Annotated in this window: 16 protein-coding genes, 1 tRNA gene and 1 pseudogene; 8 read left to right on the top strand and 10 right to left on the bottom strand. The window is 64.6% G+C overall.

The genetic code is table 11. The annotated features are described in order from the left end of the window. Positions 1-69 precede the first annotated feature (69 nt). From M2331_RS07090 to M2331_RS07080, 4 genes and pseudogenes are all read left to right on the top strand, one after another. Positions 70-993: an SDR family oxidoreductase gene (locus M2331_RS07090; protein ID WP_181559623.1), complete on the top strand. Its 924-nt coding sequence runs from the start codon at positions 70-72 to the stop codon at positions 991-993. A gap of 67 nt (positions 994-1,060) precedes the next feature. Next, positions 1,061-2,113 (top strand): annotated as a pseudogene (locus M2331_RS07085) (tannase/feruloyl esterase family alpha/beta hydrolase); the annotation flags it as partial. 36 nt (positions 2,114-2,149) lie between these two features. Then, positions 2,150-2,647, top strand: a complete 498-nt coding sequence (locus M2331_RS16615; RefSeq protein WP_413716083.1) for a tannase/feruloyl esterase family alpha/beta hydrolase — start codon at positions 2,150-2,152, stop codon at positions 2,645-2,647. Then, positions 2,644-3,156, top strand: coding sequence for a DUF3237 domain-containing protein (locus M2331_RS07080; protein WP_181559621.1), 513 nt, complete (start codon positions 2,644-2,646; stop codon positions 3,154-3,156). The genes M2331_RS16615 and M2331_RS07080 overlap by 4 nt, the downstream gene beginning before the upstream one ends. A gap of 19 nt (positions 3,157-3,175) precedes the next feature. Here M2331_RS07080 and M2331_RS07075 read toward each other — a convergent pair whose 3' ends face one another. The 7 genes from M2331_RS07075 to M2331_RS07045 form a co-directional block, all read right to left on the bottom strand. Further along, positions 3,176-3,673: an aromatic-ring-hydroxylating dioxygenase subunit beta gene (locus M2331_RS07075; RefSeq protein ID WP_181559620.1), complete on the bottom strand. Its 498-nt coding sequence runs from the start codon at positions 3,671-3,673 to the stop codon at positions 3,176-3,178. Next, positions 3,670-5,013, bottom strand: coding sequence for an aromatic ring-hydroxylating oxygenase subunit alpha (locus M2331_RS07070; protein WP_181559619.1), 1,344 nt, complete (start codon positions 5,011-5,013; stop codon positions 3,670-3,672). Before M2331_RS07070 ends, M2331_RS07075 begins: the two co-directional genes overlap by 4 nt. A 128-nt stretch (positions 5,014-5,141) precedes the next feature. Then, on the bottom strand, positions 5,142-5,588 hold the full coding sequence (locus tag M2331_RS07065; RefSeq protein ID WP_181559618.1) for a MarR family winged helix-turn-helix transcriptional regulator: 447 nt from the start codon (positions 5,586-5,588) through the stop codon (positions 5,142-5,144). Positions 5,589-5,739: 151 nt separating this feature from the next. After that, positions 5,740-7,128, bottom strand: a complete 1,389-nt coding sequence (gene desA / locus M2331_RS07060; RefSeq protein WP_220128530.1) for a syringate O-demethylase — start codon at positions 7,126-7,128, stop codon at positions 5,740-5,742. A 44-nt stretch (positions 7,129-7,172) separates the two neighbouring features. After that, positions 7,173-7,925 (bottom strand): alpha/beta fold hydrolase, encoded by a 753-nt coding sequence (locus M2331_RS07055; RefSeq protein WP_181559617.1) that lies wholly within the window; start codon positions 7,923-7,925, stop codon positions 7,173-7,175. A gap of 199 nt (positions 7,926-8,124) precedes the next feature. Further along, on the bottom strand, positions 8,125-10,254 hold the full coding sequence (locus M2331_RS07050) for an acetate--CoA ligase family protein (protein WP_181559616.1): 2,130 nt from the start codon (positions 10,252-10,254) through the stop codon (positions 8,125-8,127). Positions 10,255-10,380: 126 nt separating this feature from the next. Beyond that, positions 10,381-11,235 carry a p-hydroxycinnamoyl CoA hydratase/lyase gene (locus M2331_RS07045; RefSeq protein WP_181559615.1) on the bottom strand — a complete coding sequence of 285 codons (855 nt, stop codon included), beginning with the start codon at positions 11,233-11,235 and terminating at the stop codon, positions 10,381-10,383. Positions 11,236-11,263: 28 nt separating this feature from the next. On the opposite strand from M2331_RS07045, the gene M2331_RS07040 reads away from it, so the two are divergent. Then, positions 11,264-11,806 carry a MarR family winged helix-turn-helix transcriptional regulator gene (locus M2331_RS07040; protein ID WP_181559614.1) on the top strand — a complete coding sequence of 181 codons (543 nt, stop codon included), beginning with the start codon at positions 11,264-11,266 and terminating at the stop codon, positions 11,804-11,806. A 30-nt stretch (positions 11,807-11,836) separates the two neighbouring features. Here M2331_RS07040 and M2331_RS07035 read toward each other — a convergent pair whose 3' ends face one another. Continuing rightward, positions 11,837-12,718 (bottom strand): MBL fold metallo-hydrolase, encoded by an 882-nt coding sequence (locus M2331_RS07035; RefSeq protein WP_181559613.1) that lies wholly within the window; start codon positions 12,716-12,718, stop codon positions 11,837-11,839. Between the two features lie 73 nt (positions 12,719-12,791). On the opposite strand from M2331_RS07035, the gene M2331_RS07030 reads away from it, so the two are divergent. The 3 genes from M2331_RS07030 to M2331_RS07020 are packed head-to-tail and all read left to right on the top strand — an operon-like array spanning position 12,792 to position 14,413. Further along, a complete protein-coding gene (locus tag M2331_RS07030; protein WP_181559612.1) occupies positions 12,792-13,109 on the top strand; it encodes an ArsR/SmtB family transcription factor in 318 nt (105 codons plus the stop codon). Positions 13,110-13,113: 4 nt separating this feature from the next. Next, positions 13,114-13,629: a rhodanese family protein gene (locus M2331_RS07025; protein WP_181559611.1), complete on the top strand. Its 516-nt coding sequence runs from the start codon at positions 13,114-13,116 to the stop codon at positions 13,627-13,629. A 4-nt stretch (positions 13,630-13,633) separates the two neighbouring features. Continuing rightward, positions 13,634-14,413, top strand: coding sequence for a sulfite exporter TauE/SafE family protein (locus M2331_RS07020; protein WP_181559610.1), 780 nt, complete (start codon positions 13,634-13,636; stop codon positions 14,411-14,413). 54 nt (positions 14,414-14,467) lie between these two features. Here the strand turns inward: M2331_RS07020 and M2331_RS07015 are convergent. After that, positions 14,468-14,544: transfer RNA gene (locus M2331_RS07015), tRNA-Arg, on the bottom strand. 99 nt (positions 14,545-14,643) lie between these two features. Continuing rightward, the gene (ppdK, locus tag M2331_RS07010) at positions 14,644-17,310 is read right to left on the bottom strand and encodes a pyruvate, phosphate dikinase (protein WP_181559609.1); all 2,667 of its coding nucleotides are present in this window, start codon (positions 17,308-17,310) and stop codon (positions 14,644-14,646) included. Positions 17,311-17,360: the final 50 nt, after the last annotated feature.

Here is a 17,360-nt window from a genome sequence, read left to right as displayed (position 1 = left end):
GACTCCTCTCTCTTTGACTGTATGTTTTGCTAACAAAGCACAAATAGCCGGCGAGAGGAAAGAGTCATCATGAGCAGCACGGATTGGTCCGGAAAAGTCGCGTTCATCACCGGCGCGGGCACTGGAATCGGCTTCGGGATCGCGCGGGCTTTCAGCAACGCCGGCATGCGCCTCGCCCTCTCCTACCGCAATGAAGAGCAGCGCGCGCGCTGTACCAAATGGTTCGAGGAGCGCGGGCGGGAAGTGCCGCTCTGGATCAAGCTCGACGTGACCGACCGGGCGGCGTTCCAACAGGCGGCAGAGCAGGTCGTCGACCATTTCGGCGCCTGCCATGTGCTGGTGAACAATGCCGGTGTCTCCGTCTTCGGCCCCACCGATGAAGCCAGCTTTGCCGACTATGACTGGATCATGGGCGTCAACTTTGGCGGAGTGGTGAACGGCATCGTGTCCTTCCTGCCCAAGATCAAGGCGAGCGGCGAAGCCGGCCATGTTGTCAACGTCGCGAGCATGGCGGCCTATCTCTCCGGACCGCAGGCCGGGATCTATACCGCCAGCAAATTCGCCGTGCGCGGCCTGACGGAGTGCCTGCGCTATAATCTGGTGCCCTATGGCATTGGCGTCTCGCTGGTCTGCCCGGCGCTGGTCGCGACGGATGCGGCGCTCTCCGCGCTCAAGCGCCCGGCCGAATTTTCGGGCAGCGGTTTCGCACCGGTGGACGAGGCGGAAATCCGCCAGTTCGCGACCGCTTTCGAGAATGGCATGGACCCTCTGGAGGCCGGTGAGAAGATTTTTGCCGGCATGGTCGAGAACCGGGGCCTGATCTTCACCCACCCCGAATTTGCGGAAGACTTCAAGGACATCTACGAAACCAGCCTCGCCGCCCTGCCGGATGAAGTCGCGCCGCCGGAGCGCCTTGAGGTCGAGCGGATGCGCCGGGCCGCTAACAAGGCCGCGCTGGAAGGCGCAAAGATCGGCTTGAGCGACCTCACCTAACTAAGGCGGAGCGCCTTGCGTGCGCGACGGCGACGATCCAATAAGACGCAAAGACAGGGGAGAATATATGAACGGCAAATCCATCGCCTCTCTGGCCGCCTTGCTGGCCGGCGCCGCCCTTGCGCCGACGCCTGCAGCCGCACAGGACGCGGCCCAGCGCTGTGCGGAGCTCACCAGCCAGAATTTCGGCGCCGAGGTGAAAATCACCAGCGCCGTGCTGGTCCCGGCCGGGCCATCCAAGGCGCCGCCGCCACCAGGTGAGCCGCCTGCCACCTTGGTGCTGCCCCAGCATTGCCGCGTTGAAGGCGTCATCAATCAGCGCACAGGTGCTGGCGGCAACACCTATGGCATCGGTTTTGCCCTCGCGCTGCCGCAGGACTGGAGCGGCCGCTTCCTGCTGATGGGTGGTGGTGGTCTGAATGGCAGCATTCGCGAGCCGATCGGCCCTGTCGCTGCCGGCAATCGTCCTGCCCTCGCGCGCGGCTTTGCCGTGCTCAGCCATGACAGCGGCCACAAAGGCGCGGTGTTCGACAACGCCTTCATGGTCGATCAACGCGCGACGCTCGACTTTGCGGAGAGTTCGGTGCGCACGGTCACGCTCGCCGGCAAGGCGATCGCACAGGGCTTCTACGGCAAATCGGCCACGCGCAGCTACATGACCGGATGCTCGACCGGCGGCCGGGAGGGCATGCTCGCCGCACAGCGTTATCCCGAGTTGTTCGATGGAATCGTGGTCGGCGCGCCGGCCATGCGGACCGGCAACTCAAATCTTGGCATGAGCTATGCGCAGGTGATGTTCAACCAGGCCGCGCCCAAGGATGACAAGGGCTCGCCCTTGATCGACAGGGCCTTCTCGCCGGCGGACCGCCAACTCATCCTCAAGGGCTTGCTCAACCAGTGCGACGGTCTCGATGGCCTCAAGGACGGGATGATCGAGAATGTCGGCCAGTGTCGCTTCCAGCCTGCCCGGCTGCAATGCACCGGCACGAAGGCGGATTCGTGCCTGAGCAAGGCGCAGGTCGAGGCCCTTGAGCGCGCCTTTGCCGGGCCGCGCGACAAGTCCGGTTACCCGCTCTATGCGCCGGTGCCTTTTGATACCGGCATCGTCGATACCTCCGGGCCGGTATCCGGCTACATCACCACCGGCGCGCCGGGCGTGTTCGGCCCACCACTGCGCGACCTCACGATCGATCTCGATGCCCGCATCAACGAGGTGCGCAACAACGCCCAGCAGCGGCTTACCGACACATCCTATTGGACCAACCTCAACACCTTCCTCGACAAGGGCAGCAAGATCCTCTTCTTCCACGGCGTGAGTGACCCCTGGTTCTCGGCCTGGGATACGTGGGATTACTGGCTGCGCGCGTCCGAAACCAATGGCGAGGCGTGGGACAAGGCGAGCCGCTTCTACATGGTCCCGGGCATGGCGCATTGCGGCGGCGGCAATGCTTTCGATCAGTTCGATCTGCTCGGCGCCGTGGTGGATTGGGTCGAGCAAGGCAAGGTGCCGGAAGGCGTGACCGCGAGCCGCCGCGATGGATCGGCCAGTCGCCCGCTCTGTCCGTTCCCGGGATATGCGCGCTATACCGGCGGCGATGCCACCAAGGCTAGCAGCTTCACCTGCACCCAACCTGACGTGGAGGAAAAGCCATGAGCCGCGGCCTCTGTGCAGTCGCGCTGATTTCCGTGTTGGCGCTCCCGGCTCAAGCCGCCGACGCTGACCCCAGCAAGCCCAGCCTGGAGTTCGCCTTTGAAGAGATGGTCACGCTCTCGCCGGCCATGCCGGCCGGGAAGACGCCCTATGGCGAGCGCCTGATCATTCCGATCACCGGCGGGACGTTTGAGGGACCGGGCATCAAGGGCACGATCATCCCCGGCGGATGGGACTGGCAGTTGCGGCGCAGCGATGGCTGCACGGACATCAAGGCCGATTACATGATCCGCACCGATGATGGCGTGATCATCAACGTCGTCAACAAGGGCACGTTGTGCGGGCCGGACAAGGACGGCAAGCCTCGGCCCGGTCGCACCCACCCGGTGTTCGAGGCACCGCTCGGCAAATATGAGTGGCTGGGGCAGAGCGCGTTTCTCGGCACGCTGGAGCCGGTGATGGCGGACGGCAAGGTGAGCGCCGTCCGCATCCGCTTCTACCGGGCGATGTAAGCGGGCGTCTGCAGGACGATCAGATGCCGTAGACGTCCAGCATCGTCGGCACCCGGTCGTTCAGCAGGCGGATGACCTTGCGGGAGATTTTCCACGCGCCGTCCTCGTGTCTCAGCTCATGCTCGTAACGCCCGAAATAGGCGTGCGAGCGATTGCTGCGCACATCGTGCACATTCACGATGAAGGTAGAATTCACGCGCGCCATCCCCTCGCCCGCCGGCTCGGCGATGACATTGCCAATCATGTGGGACACGCGCGGCATGACCGCGGACGCCACCGAAAAGCCCGAGCGGATGCGCTGGATGCGGTCCGCCAGGTTTCGGCGACCGCGATAATAGATCAGCGAGAGTTCAGCCTCAGGGTCTTCGGTCTGCGTGCCGTCGTCGCGCCAGGCGGGCATCCAGAACACGCAATCCTTGGTGAACAGCTCTAGCCAGGTCTCGAGATCGAGACGGTCGAGCAGCAGCGCCTCGCGATAAAGCAGTTGCGCGGCGTCGGCGTGGCTCAGCTGGCTCATGCGATCACCTCCGCCATGCGCTGCGCCCAGGCGCGATAGTAGCTCGCGAACAGGCTTTCGTCGCACAGCTGCGCATCGGCGACGACGTTGCGCGCGGGCTTGAGCTCGATCATGTCGGCATACATGTTCCCGCCCTCTTTCGAGGCGGTCAGGCCGCGGGCGTGGCCTTGCAGCCAGGGACGGTCCTGCTCGGCCATGCCCAGCTGGGCTTCCTCATAGCAGACGGTGTCGTCCGGTGTCGCCATGCCGGTCGGATTGAAGAAATCCTCATACTGCCGGATGCGGAATGTCCGCGCCTGCGCACTCTCGCCGCGCGGCGCGATGCACCAGGTCTGCATCTCGGTGAGGCCGGCGGCCAACGGGCGGATGACCCGCATCTGGCTGGAGGCATTCTCGGCGATCTGCAGATTGGGGAAGATCGTGAGGTTGCGCATGTTGAACATCCAGTTGCGCTTGGCCTCGCCATGATCGCGGGCGAGCTGTTCGGCCCGTTCGAACTCCGGAATGGCCGAGGAGACGGGCATGATGCCCCAATTGAGCACATGGCCATGATCGAAGCTCATCGTGCCGCCGCTCGTGCCGCTGGCCTCCTCCTGCCAGAAGTCGGAGGCCCCCAGCGAGGACTGCACGACATCCTCCGCCTGCTCCTTGGCGCGCTGATCGAGAATGCGGATGTAGCTCGGATGGGTGGAGGTGAAGTGATACTGGTCCGAGCAGTTTTCGAGCTGCATCTTCCAGTTCGCGGCATAAGTGAAGGTGACGCGGCCTGGCACCAGCTCCACGCCTTCCGGACTCTTGTCGACCACCAGATCGAGCAACTTCCGGGCCTCGCCAAGATGCTCATCGAGGCTCGGCACGTCGGCATTCAGGCTGGCAAACAGGAAGCCGCGATACTCCCCGAACTTTGCAACGGGTGCCAGATCGTGGTTCTCATCGTCGAACCCGGCGCCGTAGCAGCCGCTCTTCTGCCACTTGATGTTCTTGTTCGCGCCGGTGCTGTCGAACGTCCAGCTGTGATAGGGGCAAACGTGCCGGCGCGCATTGCCACACAGCTTTTGGATGAGGCGCACGCCCTTGTGCGGACAGGCATTGACGAAACAGTGCAGCACGCCTTCGCCATCACGACTGACAATGATCGGTACTCGCCCGATGAAGCCGGTGAAATAATCGTGGGGATCCTCGGCTTGCGTGGCGAGCCCGATGAACACCCACCCGCCTTCGAAGATGTGCTTCATCTCCAGATCAAACAGATCGGGGTCGCGGAACAGGGCACGGTTGACGCGGAACACGCCGTCTTCCGGGCGGTCGTCGATCAGGTCGCGAAGCGCAAAGCCGGTCATCGTTCACTCATCTCCCAAGGATCATGCTGGTCGCGCGACAAGATCCCTGGAGGACCATCGCGCGCGTCATACGAAATCACTTAACATGATAAGCATATCGTCGCAAGCGCAAGCGGCAACGCGCGTGCTCAATCCTCATCGATTGCTGCGCACAATGCGCGCAACTCAGCGGCTAGCCCCTCAAGGCGGGTCGCGCCGAACCGGGTGGAATAGACCCGCATCATCGCCGCGACATGGGCGGAAATCGCTGTCACGATCTGCGCGCCTGCCGGCGAGAGCGCGATGGTGGAGCGTCTGCGATCATCGGGATCGGCAGTGCGAACGATCAGCGCGCGCCCTTCCAGTTCCCGCAGGATGCGCGTGACGCTCGGCGCGTGGAGCAGCGCGACTTCGGCCAAGTCGGTTGCATCGGTGGTGCCCCGGTCGTTGATCACCCGCAGCACGCGCCACTGCGGTTCGGTGATGTCGAAGTCGCGGAGCTTGGTGCGCATCGGGGCGATCACCGCTTCCTTGGCGCTCAACAGGATCGCGGCCAGCGATTGCTCGAATGGCGGGAGTTTCTCGTCTTCGACCATCTTCGCCCCTTGCGCGCTGCCTGCCCAGCCCGCCGCGTCATTCCACGGCCGGCATTCGCGCAAAACTCATCGCTATTCACTGAGCTGACGTCCAGCCCATAAAAAACGGGGCCGCCTTTCGGCAGCCCCGCTCTTGAACTCTTGAGACCGATCAGGCCTTCTTGGTGCGCCAGCTGTCGGCATAGCCGGTGCGGGCCACGGCCGAGTAAGGCACCGGTGCGACGATCGCCTTGATCTCGGTCTGCTCGTGCGGCTCGACGGTCGGCTTGGAGGTGCCGCCATTGGGCTCGCCCCATAGCAGCGAGACTTCCGTGCCGGGCTTGGCATAATTCGGATCGATCATCGCGAGCGTGAGCATCTTGCCCTCGTTCGACGAGTAACCAACCCAGGTGGAGACGCCGATGTGCTTGCCGTCGACCATCACCGAGTCATAGGGGTGCATCGAGTAGACCGCGCTCGGGAACTCGAAATATTTGGCGCGGCCGGACTCGGCGAAGTAGCTGCTCATCACGCGCAGCATGTCCTCGTCGTCGAGCGCCAGCGTCACCTTCTCGAGGTGCGGCTCGTTCGCCATCTTCTCAAGGGCTTCCTTGCCGATGAAGTCATGGTCGAACTTGACGATGATGCCATAGCCCACATCCCACGGCGTCAGGCCGTAGCCCTCAAGCGTCTCGGGCACGAACGAACCGCCCGCCGAGCACTTGGCGCCATAGCTGTTCTCGCCGGCCCACTTGCGGAAGTCCGCAGAGCCTTCGCCGAACAGATAGCCCGGGAACGGGGACGGGATCCAGCCCGACTCAAGCGTGTTCGACGAGTAAGCGCGACCGCCGACGAGGGCGAGGTCGTGCTTCTTGCCGGCAGCGACGAGCGCGCTGTGCACGGCTTCGTAATCGGCCCAGGGACCATAAAGCTCATAGCCCGGCTGACCGGCCATGCCGTGACGCAGGGCGCCAACAGTCTTGCCGGCGATCTGGACGTCCGCCATGTTGAAGAACTTGAGGTCCGGCGCGGCCTGGCCCATCGCGTCCGTCAGGATCGCCATGGCGTTGGGGCCCTGCAGCTGGAAGCGATAGTGGCGACGCTTGCCGTCCGTGCGCAGCGCGGTGCGCTCGTCGCGGGTCAGCGTGACGTTCCACTTGCCGGTGGAGGCGTGGAACTCGGCCCACTCGATGGCCGGCGCGCGGCCGACGAGATTGAACTGGTTCTCGGCGAGATAGAACAGGATCACGTCGCCAATGACATAACCCTCAGGCGTCACCGGGACCCACTGCTTGGCCTTGCCGGGCTTGAAGTTCTTGAAGCTGTTGATGCCGAGATAGTTGAGGAACTCGAAAGCGTCGGGGCCTTCGACCATCAGCTCGACCATGTGGTAGCTCTGGTTGAACAGCACGGCCGTCTTGGCCCATGCGCGCTGCTCGTTGCGCCAGTTCGAATATTCCGCGGGCACGCCCGGATAGACGTTCGGACCGGTCTGCTGGTTGCGCAGGAAGTCGACGGCATTGCCGGCGCCATCCAGCACGTCTTGAAGATTCTTCGCCATGATACTCTCCTTCGGACTGAAGTTAGAAACGCAGTTATAATTGGTCAGGGGTTCGCGGTGGCCGCAGCTTCTTGCTGCGCGACCCGGTCGAGCCAGGTGCGCAACAGGGCGGACATCGCATCGGGCTGTTCGACCGGGAGCATATGCCCTGAATCCGGGATCACAGCATAAGTCGCGCCCGCAATTGCTGCAGCAATTCGCTCATGCTGCACCGGCGGCGCCCAGGCATCATGCGCGCCGGTCGCGACAAGCGCGGGGCAATGGATTTGCGGCAACAGGCTCTCGACTTCGGGGCGTGCCAGCAGGGCGCGGATCTGCCGCTCGAACATGTCGATACCGGCATCGCTGCACATCTGCCAGAGCATGTCCATCAGCTGCGGCTTGAGCCGGTTGCGCTCCCACACCATCGGCGGCAGCCAGGAATCGATCAGGGCGTCCATGCCCTCTTCCACGCCGCGGTTAAGCAGCGCGAAGCGCCCGTCCGCCTCATTGGGTTTGGGCAGATGAACACCGGTGCTGATAAGGCCGATGCCGGCAAGCCGCTCGGGCACTTTGCGGAAGATTTCGAGCGCGACCCGGCCGCCCATCGAATGGCCGATGACCGCAAAGCGCGCGGGCGCTGAGTCGATCACCTGATCGGCCATGGCGGTGAGGCTGTCCGCCTCGCCATATCCATCCACTGCTGCGACTGGCATGATCTGCCCCAAGGCGGCGACCTGCGGCGCCCAGATGCGCGCATCGCAGATGAGGCCCGGCAACAATAAGACCGGCACAGCCAGAGAGGGCGAGTCGTTCATCGCTTCCAATCGTTCGTATATACGAAAACTTCATCTACCCGAAAACGCCGCGCAAGGCCAGACCAATTCGAAGTTCAGACGGCAATTTTGCTGCACGTCAGGAATGCACAGGCACCCAATGCAAGCAACCCTCCCACGCCGGGCGCGGGAGGGTCTACTATAAGGCGGTGTCCTTGCGGGACGAATGGACCTGCTGGTATCAGTCGACGAGCATCAGCGCGTCGAGTGCGACCACGCCCTGGCCGTTGGGATAGACGACCACCGGGTTGAGATCGAGCTCCTGAATGCGCGGCTCACCGCGCAGCAGACGACCGATGCCGCCGATAAGATCGGCCACCGCCTCGACGTCCAGCGCGGGCGCACCGCGATAGCCGTTGAGCAACGCGGCCTGCTTGAGCTTGCCGAGTTCAGCCACGATGGCCGCCTTGGTCATGTCCGGCGAGAGCAGGCGCACGTCCTGCAGGATTTCCGCCGTCACGCCGCCAAAGCCGGCGAGGATCACCGGACCCCATTGCGGATCGTTCTTGGCGCCGACGATCAGTTCCATACCGCGCGCGCCCATTGCCTCGATCAGCACGCCATCGAGAATGATGGATGCGTCATAGCGCTTCACGTCCGTGAACATCTTGTCCCACGCCGCGCGGATCGCGTCGGCGCCGACCAGATTGAGCGCCACGCCGCCGGCATCGCTCTTGTGACTAAGCGCGGCAGCCTGCGCCTTCATCACCACTGGGCCACCAATAGCGTCGGCCGCGGCAATCGCCTCTTCGACGGTCGCGGCAAACTGACCCTTGGGGAAGGGAATGCCGAGCGGCGCGAGCAAGGCCTTGGCCTTGTATTCCGGCACGACGCCCTTTTCGCTGGCGAGCGCAGGCACGCTTGCCGGCGCTGCGTCCGTCTTGGTCGCATCGCGCTGACCGGCGGCCGAGAGCCGCTTGATGGCCCGCAAAGCCCGCTCTGTCGTCGGGAAATAGGGAATGCCCTCGGCGCGAAGCTGCTCGATCCAGTCGGCCGGCACGTGCGCGCCCTCATCCACGCCGCCGAAGATCACCGGCTTGGTCGCCTTAAGCTCGCGGACAGCCTTGAGGAACGGCGGCAGCTTGATGCCGATCGTCGCCGGATTGGTCTGGATGATCCCGGCGAAGATGGTGCCGACGCGATCATCCTCGAACAACGCCGCGAGGGTGCGGTAATACATGTCGGGATCGACAAGGCCTTGTGCGGTCAGATCGAGCGGATTGCTGACCGGGACGAACTCGGGCAGCGCCGCGCGCAAGGCAGGGGCGTTGTTGTCATCGAGGGTCGGCAGCGCCAGGTCCAGTTCTTCAGCCAGATCCAGCGTCAGCGCCTTGAGCGCACCGGATTCGCCAAGCACGGCGGTACCGCCACTCGGCAGCGCCGGGCAACGCGCCGCGATCTCGGTGATGTCGCCCAGCTCTTCCAGCGTCTCGGCGACGACGACCCCTGCTCGCTCCACCTTGGCGCGCATCAGCTTATAGTCGCCAGCCATAGCGCCGGTGTGCGTGGCGGCGGACTCGCGCGCCGCACTGCTCTTGCCGGGGTGCAGCAAGGCAACGAGCTTGCCGGCGGCACGGGCCTTGTCCATCAGTGCCAGGAAGCGGGCGGGATCACGGAACTGCTCGACGATCATCGCGATGATGCGCGTCTTCTCGTCGGCGATCATGAACTCGACATAATCCTCGACGCCGCTGCCGGCCTCATTGCCGGTGGAGACCGAGTAGGTCAGGTCGAGCGTGCGGCTCTCCAGCATCACGGCGAGCACGGCCGCCATGGCGCCACTCTGCGAGACAATGCCGACCCCACCCGGGCTCGGCGCCTTGATCTCGGTGTCGATGAAGGTCAGCGGAATGCGATCCAGATAGTTCACGGAGCCGAGGCAGTTCGGCCCCTCGACCACGATGCCGGCTTCATGCGCGATGCGCCCGATTTCCTGCTGGTCGGCCATGCCCTGCTCGCCGCCCTCGGCAAAGCCTGCAGCAAAGATGATGGCGGCGCCGGCCTTGCGCGCGGCAAGCTGGCGCATCGTATCCAGCACCGCGACGCGCGGAATGGCGAGGATCGCGCAATCCACGCCCTCGGGCAGCGCCTCGACGCTGGGCACCGCGGGGCGTCCGCTGATCGTCTCGCGCTTGGGGTTGACGAGGTGGATGTCACCGGCAAAGTCGTTCCGAACGAGATTAGCCAGAACGCTGGCACCGAGCGAACCCGGCGTTTCGGAAGCTCCGACGATCGCGATGGACCGCGGACGCAGCAACCGATTGATGTCACGCGTTCCCGCCTGCGGGCGCTCTCCGGCCTCAACCGTCATAACTCAACTCTCCTTCGCGAAACCAGCTCGTGGCAATCAGACCTTTCGCCCCGGCGGCCGATGCTGCCGGGGCGAAGGATAAAACATGAGAAAGGGCGGCCCTGTTCAGGCCACCCCTCCGGCAACTCAGACGTCGGTCTTGGTCTTGTCGTAGTGACCCAGGCCCGGCTTGAAGGTCTTGTCGTCGAGGAACTGCTTCATCGCGACATGGCGGCCATCCGACTTGTCGAACCAGTTGAGGCCTTCCTGCAGGCGGATCAGATAATCCTCTGCATTGTCGTAGGTCATTTCCTTGACCCGGCGGACGGCGTCCTTGGTGTACTTCACCGTCGCCCAGTTCTTGGCGATCAGCGTCTCGGCGACCTGCTTCACGCGGGCCTTGAGCTGGTCGACCGGCATCGACTCGTTGACGAGATTGTAACGGGCCGCTTCCTGACCGGAGAGGTTCTCGCCCATCATGGCGTGATACATGGCGACGCGCATCGGCATCAGGTCCACGGCCACCTTGGTGGCGCCACCGCCGGGGAGGATGCCCCAGTTGACTTCCGACAGGCCAAACTGCGCTTCGTCAGCCGCAAAGGCGAGATCGCAGGCGAACAGCGGGCCGTAGGCGCCGCCGAAGCACCAGCCATGCACCATGGCGATGGTCGGCTTCTGGAACCAGCGCAGACGCTCCCACCAAGTATAGGCCTCACGCTGTGCCTTGCGCGTGCCGGCCAGGCCCTGCGCCTCGGTCTCGCGGAAATATTCCTTGAGGTCCATGCCGGCGCACCAGGCGGGACCTTCGCCACCCAGAACCACAACGCCGACATCGTCCCGGAATTCGAGATCCGTCAGAACCTTGAGCATCTGGCGGTTCAGCTTGGGGCTCTGCGCGTTCCGCTTAGCGGGGCGATTATAATAGACCCATGCGATATTATTCTCGATCTCGACGCGAACGGTATCCTCTTCCCGCTCGATGGACGTATTTTCCTCAGCCATTTGATTTCCCTTCAAGGCAATTTATGCTATGCGCCATAGCATTATCGACCATGGCTCACAAGGGGCTGGCGACTGGTTTTCATCCGGGGGCATGATGGCAAGGGACCAGAGGCAGGGACGCGACAAGGCGCTGGATTCACCGGCTGAACCCCCGGTCGCCAATACGCTCGCCAGCCCGCTCGACGGGACGCTCGGTTATCGACTGCGCCGCGCCTCCATGGCGATGATGGGCGATGTCATCGCCGCACTGCGTGCCATTGACCTGAGCGTCGGCGAGGCCTCCTTGCTGATTCTCGTCGGCCACAATCCCGGGTGCCGGCAGAGCGATGTCGGGCGGGCGCTGGCGATCAAGCGCGCCAACCTGACGCCGCTTATCGGCCGGCTCAAAGCTCGCGACCTCATCAGCGATGCGCCCATTGACGGGCGATCGCTTAGCCTGACGCTGACGCCGCAGGGAGAAGCCCTGCAGCGCGAGGCGATGAAGCGGGTGAAGGCGAGCAATCGCAAGTTCCAGAAACGCCTGACCATCGAAGAGAAGGCGCTGCTCGCCGCGCTGGAAGCGTTGGGCTGAGCGGGGGCACGGCCCTTCCCCTCCCGGGCGTCAACCTATCGCAGCGTCGCCCTTCACCGTCACCGGAATGCGCAGATAGCGCACGCCATTGGCCTCCGCCTTCGGGAAGCGCCCAGCGCGGATGTTGACCTGGATCGAGGGCAGCAACAGGCGCGGCGCGGACAATCCGGCGTCCCGCTTGGTGCGCATCGCCACAAAGTCCTCCTCGCTGACATCATCGCGCACATGCACGCTGTTTGTCCGCTGCTGGCCGACGGTGGTCTCCCAACGATAATCATCCCGCCCCGGCGCCTTGTAATCATGACACATGAAGAGGCGGGTCTCGTCCGGCAGGCTGAGCAGGCGGCGGATCGAGCGGTAGAGAGTGCGTGCGTCCCCGCCGGGGAAATCGGCCCGCGCGGTCCCGTAATCCGGCATGAACAGCGTATCGCCGACGAACACGGCGTCGCCGATCCGGTAGGCGATGTCTGCCGGGGTGTGACCGGGAAGATGCAGCACCTCGACCTCCAGCGACCCCATCGAGAACCGCTCGCCATCGGCGAACAGGCAATCGAAATCCGAGCCGTCGGTCTGCAAATCGTCCAGCGCGAAGACGGGGCGGAAGATCTTTTGAACGTCCCGGATGTGCTCGCCAATGCCGATCTTCGCGCCCGTCTTCGCCTTGAAGAAGGGCGCGGCGGAGAGGTGATCGGCATGGGCATGGGTTTCCAGCACCATGGCAATCGACCAGTTCTGCGCCTGGGCGCGGGCAAGAATGCGTTCGGCTGAGCCGGTATCGACCTCGCCGCTGGCTGGATCGAAATCCAACACAGGATCGATCACGGCCGCGATGTGCGTCTGCGGATCGACCACCAGATAGCTCACCGTGTTGGTGGGCTCGTCAAAAAATGCCTCAATGATGGGTTGGGTCATAAGTGCCTCCATTCGATGCTTGACAATATAGAAACGCCTTATACATTAGCAATATCTAATTTAGAGGATACTGATGTTAGAAGCTGCCATGGATCTCGACACGTTCGAGGCGCGCGCCGGAGAGGTTGCGCAGGTGCTGAAGGAATTGAGCAACGGGCGCCGCCTGATGCTGCTGTGCAAGCTCGTCGAACATGGCGAGCGCATGGTGGGCGATCTGGCGGACGATGTCGGCCTCTCTCAATCGGCCCTCTCGCAACATCTCGCCCGGCTCCGCGAGGAAGGCCTCGTGACCTCCCGCCGCGAGAGCCAGACCATCTGGTACAGGATTGCCGATCCCCGGATCGAGACCCTGCTTGCCACGCTCTATCAACTCTATTGCACAGGGGAATGACCCCATGACGATCCAGACACTCTCCCCCGCCGACGCCAAGCGCCTCATTGAGGGTGGCGCCAAGCTCATCGATATCCGCGCGGCGGACGAACATGCCCGCGAGCGCATTCCGGGGGCCGTCAACGTGCCGCTGGAGCGCATCGACACGGTCGACGCCGGCAACAATGCCATCGTGTTTCACTGCCGCTCGGGCATGCGGACACAGGCCAATGCCGACCGTCTGGCCGCAGCCAGCGATGCCCCCTGCTTCATTCTGGAGGGCGGCATCGACGCCTGGCGCAAGGCCGGGCTGGATGTGCACATCGACAGCGGGCAGCCGCTCGAGATCATGCGGCAGGTGCAACTGACCGCCGGCGGGCTGGTGCTCATCGGCGTATTGCTCGGCTTCCTCGTCGCGCCGGGATTCTTCGGCCTTTCCGCCTTTGTCGGCGCGGGCCTGATGTTCGCGGGGGCGACCGGCTGGTGCGGCATGGCGACGCTGCTCCAGCGCATGCCCTGGAACCGTCGCAAGGCGGCCTGACGCCATGACGACCGCGCAGATCCTCCTCGCGCTGCTCTCGGGCGGCCTCATCGGCATCGTGCTCGGGCTGGTGGGCGGCGGCGGGTCGATCCTCGCCGTGCCGCTGCTCGTCTATGTTGTCGGGGTAGGATCGACGCATGCCGCGATTGCGACGGCCGCCGTAGCGGTTGCGGCCAATGCGGCGACGGGGCTTGCGGGTCATGCGCGGGCGGGGCGGGTCAAATGGCCCTGCGCGCTGGTGTTCGCGGCGTCGGGCGTCGTGGCGGCAGCGCTAGGGGCAGAGATCGGGAAGGCGGTGGACGGCCGGCGGCTGCTCGCGCTGTTCGGCCTGTTGATGATCGGCGTCGGTATCGCGATGCTGCGCAGGCGCAAGGGCGCCGACGATCCCGACGTGCGTCTCACCCGCCAATCCGCCGGGCGGCTGCTGCCGCGGCTGATCCCCATGGGCGCCGGCGTGGGTCTGGCGGCGGGGTTCTTCGGGATTGGTGGCGGGTTTCTGATCGTCCCGGCGCTCATCGCGGCGACGGCCATGCCCTTCGCCACGGCCGTCGGCACCTCGCTGGTGGTGGTGACGGCATTGGGACTAACCACTGCGACATCCTATGCGCTGTCCGGCTATGTCGACTGGCCGCTGACGGCGCTGCTGATCGCCGGCGGTGCTGCGGGCTCGGTGCTGGGGATGCGCGCGGGGACGGCGCTTGCTGCGCACAAGAAGCTGCTCGAACGCGGCTTTGCGATGTTGGTGATCGGCGTCGGCGGCTATGTGGTCTGGACCGCCCTCTAACCCCATCCGTCGGCGCCGGGCCGTGCGGGTCATCACGCTTGCGATGGGGAGAAATGGCGCGCCCGGAACGATTCGAACGTCCGACCCTCAGATTCGTAGTCTGATGCTCTATCCAGCTGAGCTACGGGCGCTTGCCAATCTCACGGTGCCGGTTGGCCGCCGTGGGAGAGGCGCAGATAGTCGGGGGCGCCGTCCGTGGCAACCCCCTTTTTTGCATTCTTTTTGTCCTTTCAACCGCGCGCGGCGAGCGCCGCCTGTGCGGCCGCCAGACGGGCAATCGGCACCCGGTAGGGCGAGGCGCTGACATAATCGAGACCGGCCTTCTCGCAGAAGGCGATGGAGGCCGGATCGCCACCATGTTCGCCGCAAATGCCGAGCTTGATGGCCGGGCGCGTCGCCCTGCCCCGCTCCACGGCGATCTCGATCAGCTCACCCACGCCCTCGACATCGAGGCTCACGAACGGATCGCGCGCGAAGATGCCCTTGTCGACATATTGGGTGAGGAACCGCCCGGCGTCGTCCCGGCTGATGCCGATGGTCGTCTGCGTCAGATCGTTGGTGCCGAAGGAGAAGAACTCGCCGGCCTCGGCAATCTCGCCGGCCTTGAGCGCGGCGCGCGGCAGCTCAATCATGGTGCCGACGAGATATTCGACCGAGGTACCGCGCTCGGCGAACACGGCCTTGGCGGTCTTGTCGACGATGTCCTTCATCAGCTCCAGCTCGCGCTTGGTGGCGACGAGGGGAATCATGACCTCGGGGATCGGCGCATCGCCGCTGGCCTTGGCGACATCCAGCGCCGCCTCGAAGATGGCGCGGGCCTGCATCTCGTAGATCTCGGGATAGGTGACGCCCAGACGACAGCCGCGATGGCCGAGCATCGGGTTGAACTCGTGCAGTTCGGCCGCGCGACGCTTGAGCAGATCGACACTCACCCCGGCAGCCTCGGCCACGTCGGCGAAATCGACATCCTCATGCGGCAGGAACTCGTGCAGCGGCGGATCGAGCAGGCGAATCGTGACCGGCAGGCCGGCCATCTCGGTGAAGATCTCGGTGAAGTCGGCGCGTTGCTCGGGCAGCAGCTTGGCCAGCGCCTCCCGACGGCCCGCCTCGGTCTCGGCGAGGATCATCTGGCGCACGGCGGTGATCCGCGCGGCATCGAAGAACATATGCTCGGTGCGGCACAGGCCCACGCCCTCGGCGCCGAACTCGCGCGCGGTGCGGCAATCCAGCGGCGTCTCGGCATTGGCGCGGACCTTGAGGCGGCGGACCTGATCGGCCCATTCCATCAGCGTACCGAAATCGCCGGCCAGTTCGGGCTGCACGGTCGGCACTTCGCCGGCCATCACTTCGCCTGTCGCGCCGTCGATGGTGATGATCTCCCGCTCCTTGAGCAGACGGTCACCGATCCGCATCAGCTTGCCGGCGGTATCGATGGAGATGCTGCCCGCGCCGGAGACGCAGGGGCGCCCCATGCCGCGCGCCACCACGGCGGCGTGGCTGGTCATGCCACCGCGCGCGGTGAGGATGCCCTTGGCGGCATGCATCCCGTGAATATCCTCGGGGCTGGTCTCGATGCGCACGAGGATGACCGCCTCGCCCAGCTCGTTGAGCCGCTCGGCGGTCTCGGCATCGAACACCACCTGGCCGGATGCCGCGCCCGGCGAGGCCGGCAGCCCCTTGGTCAGCACATCGCGCGGCGCCTGCGGATCGAGCGTCGGGTGCAGCAGCTGGTCGAGCGCGGCGGCATCGACGCGCGCCACGGCTTCCTCATTGCTGATCAGGCCTTCATGGGCCATGTCGACCGCGATCTTGAGCGCGGCCTTGGCGGTGCGCTTGCCCGAGCGGGTCTGCAGCATCCACAGCTTGCCCTGCTGCACGGTGAACTCGATGTCCTGCATGTCGCGATAATGCGTCTCGAGAATCTGGAAGACCTTGGCCAGCTCGGCATAGGTCTCCGGCATGGACTCCTCCATGCTGAGCGGCTTGGCCCCGGCCCGCTCGCGCGCGGCTTTGGTCAGATATTGCGGCGTACGGATGCCGGCGACGACATCCTCACCCTGCGCATTGATGAGATATTCGCCATAATAAGCGTTCTCGCCGGTCGCGGGATCGCGCGTGAAGGCGACACCGGTGGCGGACGTTTCGCCCATATTGCCGAACACCATGGCCTGCACGTTGACCGCCGTGCCCCAGTCGCCCGGAATATTGTTGAGGCGGCGATAGACCTTGGCGCGATCCGCCTGCCAGCTGCCGAACACGGCGCCGACGGCACCCCAGAGCTGCTCATGCACATCCTGCGGGAACGGCTTGCCCCAGAGCTGCTGCACCAGCGCCTTATATTCAGCGACCAGCGCCTGCCAGTCCTCGGCGCTCAACTCGGTATCCAGGAAGGCGCCCTTGTCCTCCTTGGCGATCTCCAGCGCTTCCTCGAACTTTCCGTGATCGAGGCCGAGCACCACATCCGAATACATCTGGATGAAGCGGCGATAGCTATCCCACGCGAAGCGCGCGTCGCCGGATACGGTGGCGAGACCTTCCACAGTTTCATCGTTGAGGCCGAGGTTGAGCACGGTGTCCATCATGCCCGGCATCGAGACGCGGGCACCGGAGCGGACGGAGACGAGCAGCGGATCGGCCTTGTCGCCAAAGCGCTTGCCGGTCACGCCCTCGATATGCGCGATGCCGCCCGCGACTTCCGCATTCAGGCTCTCGGGATAGGTCTCGCCATCCTCATAATAGCGCGTGCACATCGCGGTGGTGATGGTGAAGCCCGGCGGCACCGGCAGGCCGATGGCGGCCATGCCATCCAGATTGGCGCCCTTGCCGCCAAGCAGGTTCTTGTCGCCCTTGCCGCCATCATCGACGCCACCACCGAAACGGTACACATATTTCGTCATTCAGACACTCCACCTGCATTGGAATGCGCGCGCAAGCAGCCGTTATGGTC

This window comes from Sphingobium sp. B10D7B (assembly GCF_025961955.1).
In the GTDB taxonomy this organism is placed as follows: domain Bacteria; phylum Pseudomonadota; class Alphaproteobacteria; order Sphingomonadales; family Sphingomonadaceae; genus Sphingobium.
Note: the sequence above shows the minus strand (reverse complement) of the source record. Positions and strands in the feature narration are given on the sequence as shown.

Excerpts from the sequence above, each read along its gene's own strand:
- M2331_RS07090 (WP_181559623.1), top strand. The coding sequence starts at position 70 with ATGAGCAGCACGGATTGGTCCGGAAAAGTCGCGTTCATCACCGGCGCG.
- M2331_RS07080 (WP_181559621.1), top strand. The coding sequence starts at position 2,644 with ATGAGCCGCGGCCTCTGTGCAGTCGCGCTGATTTCCGTGTTGGCGCTC.
- M2331_RS07075 (WP_181559620.1), bottom strand. The coding sequence starts at position 3,673 with ATGAGCCAGCTGAGCCACGCCGACGCCGCGCAACTGCTTTATCGCGAG.
- M2331_RS07070 (WP_181559619.1), bottom strand. The coding sequence starts at position 5,013 with ATGACCGGCTTTGCGCTTCGCGACCTGATCGACGACCGCCCGGAAGAC.
- M2331_RS07065 (WP_181559618.1), bottom strand. The coding sequence starts at position 5,588 with ATGGTCGAAGACGAGAAACTCCCGCCATTCGAGCAATCGCTGGCCGCG.
- desA (WP_220128530.1), bottom strand. The coding sequence starts at position 7,128 with ATGGCGAAGAATCTTCAAGACGTGCTGGATGGCGCCGGCAATGCCGTC.
- M2331_RS07055 (WP_181559617.1), bottom strand. The coding sequence starts at position 7,925 with ATGAACGACTCGCCCTCTCTGGCTGTGCCGGTCTTATTGTTGCCGGGC.
- M2331_RS07050 (WP_181559616.1), bottom strand. The coding sequence starts at position 10,254 with ATGACGGTTGAGGCCGGAGAGCGCCCGCAGGCGGGAACGCGTGACATC.
- M2331_RS07045 (WP_181559615.1), bottom strand. The coding sequence starts at position 11,235 with ATGGCTGAGGAAAATACGTCCATCGAGCGGGAAGAGGATACCGTTCGC.
- M2331_RS07040 (WP_181559614.1), top strand. The coding sequence starts at position 11,264 with ATGCGCCATAGCATTATCGACCATGGCTCACAAGGGGCTGGCGACTGG.
- M2331_RS07035 (WP_181559613.1), bottom strand. The coding sequence starts at position 12,718 with ATGACCCAACCCATCATTGAGGCATTTTTTGACGAGCCCACCAACACG.
- M2331_RS07030 (WP_181559612.1), top strand. The coding sequence starts at position 12,792 with ATGTTAGAAGCTGCCATGGATCTCGACACGTTCGAGGCGCGCGCCGGA.
- M2331_RS07025 (WP_181559611.1), top strand. The coding sequence starts at position 13,114 with ATGACGATCCAGACACTCTCCCCCGCCGACGCCAAGCGCCTCATTGAG.
- M2331_RS07020 (WP_181559610.1), top strand. The coding sequence starts at position 13,634 with ATGACGACCGCGCAGATCCTCCTCGCGCTGCTCTCGGGCGGCCTCATC.
- ppdK (WP_181559609.1), bottom strand. The coding sequence starts at position 17,310 with ATGACGAAATATGTGTACCGTTTCGGTGGTGGCGTCGATGATGGCGGC.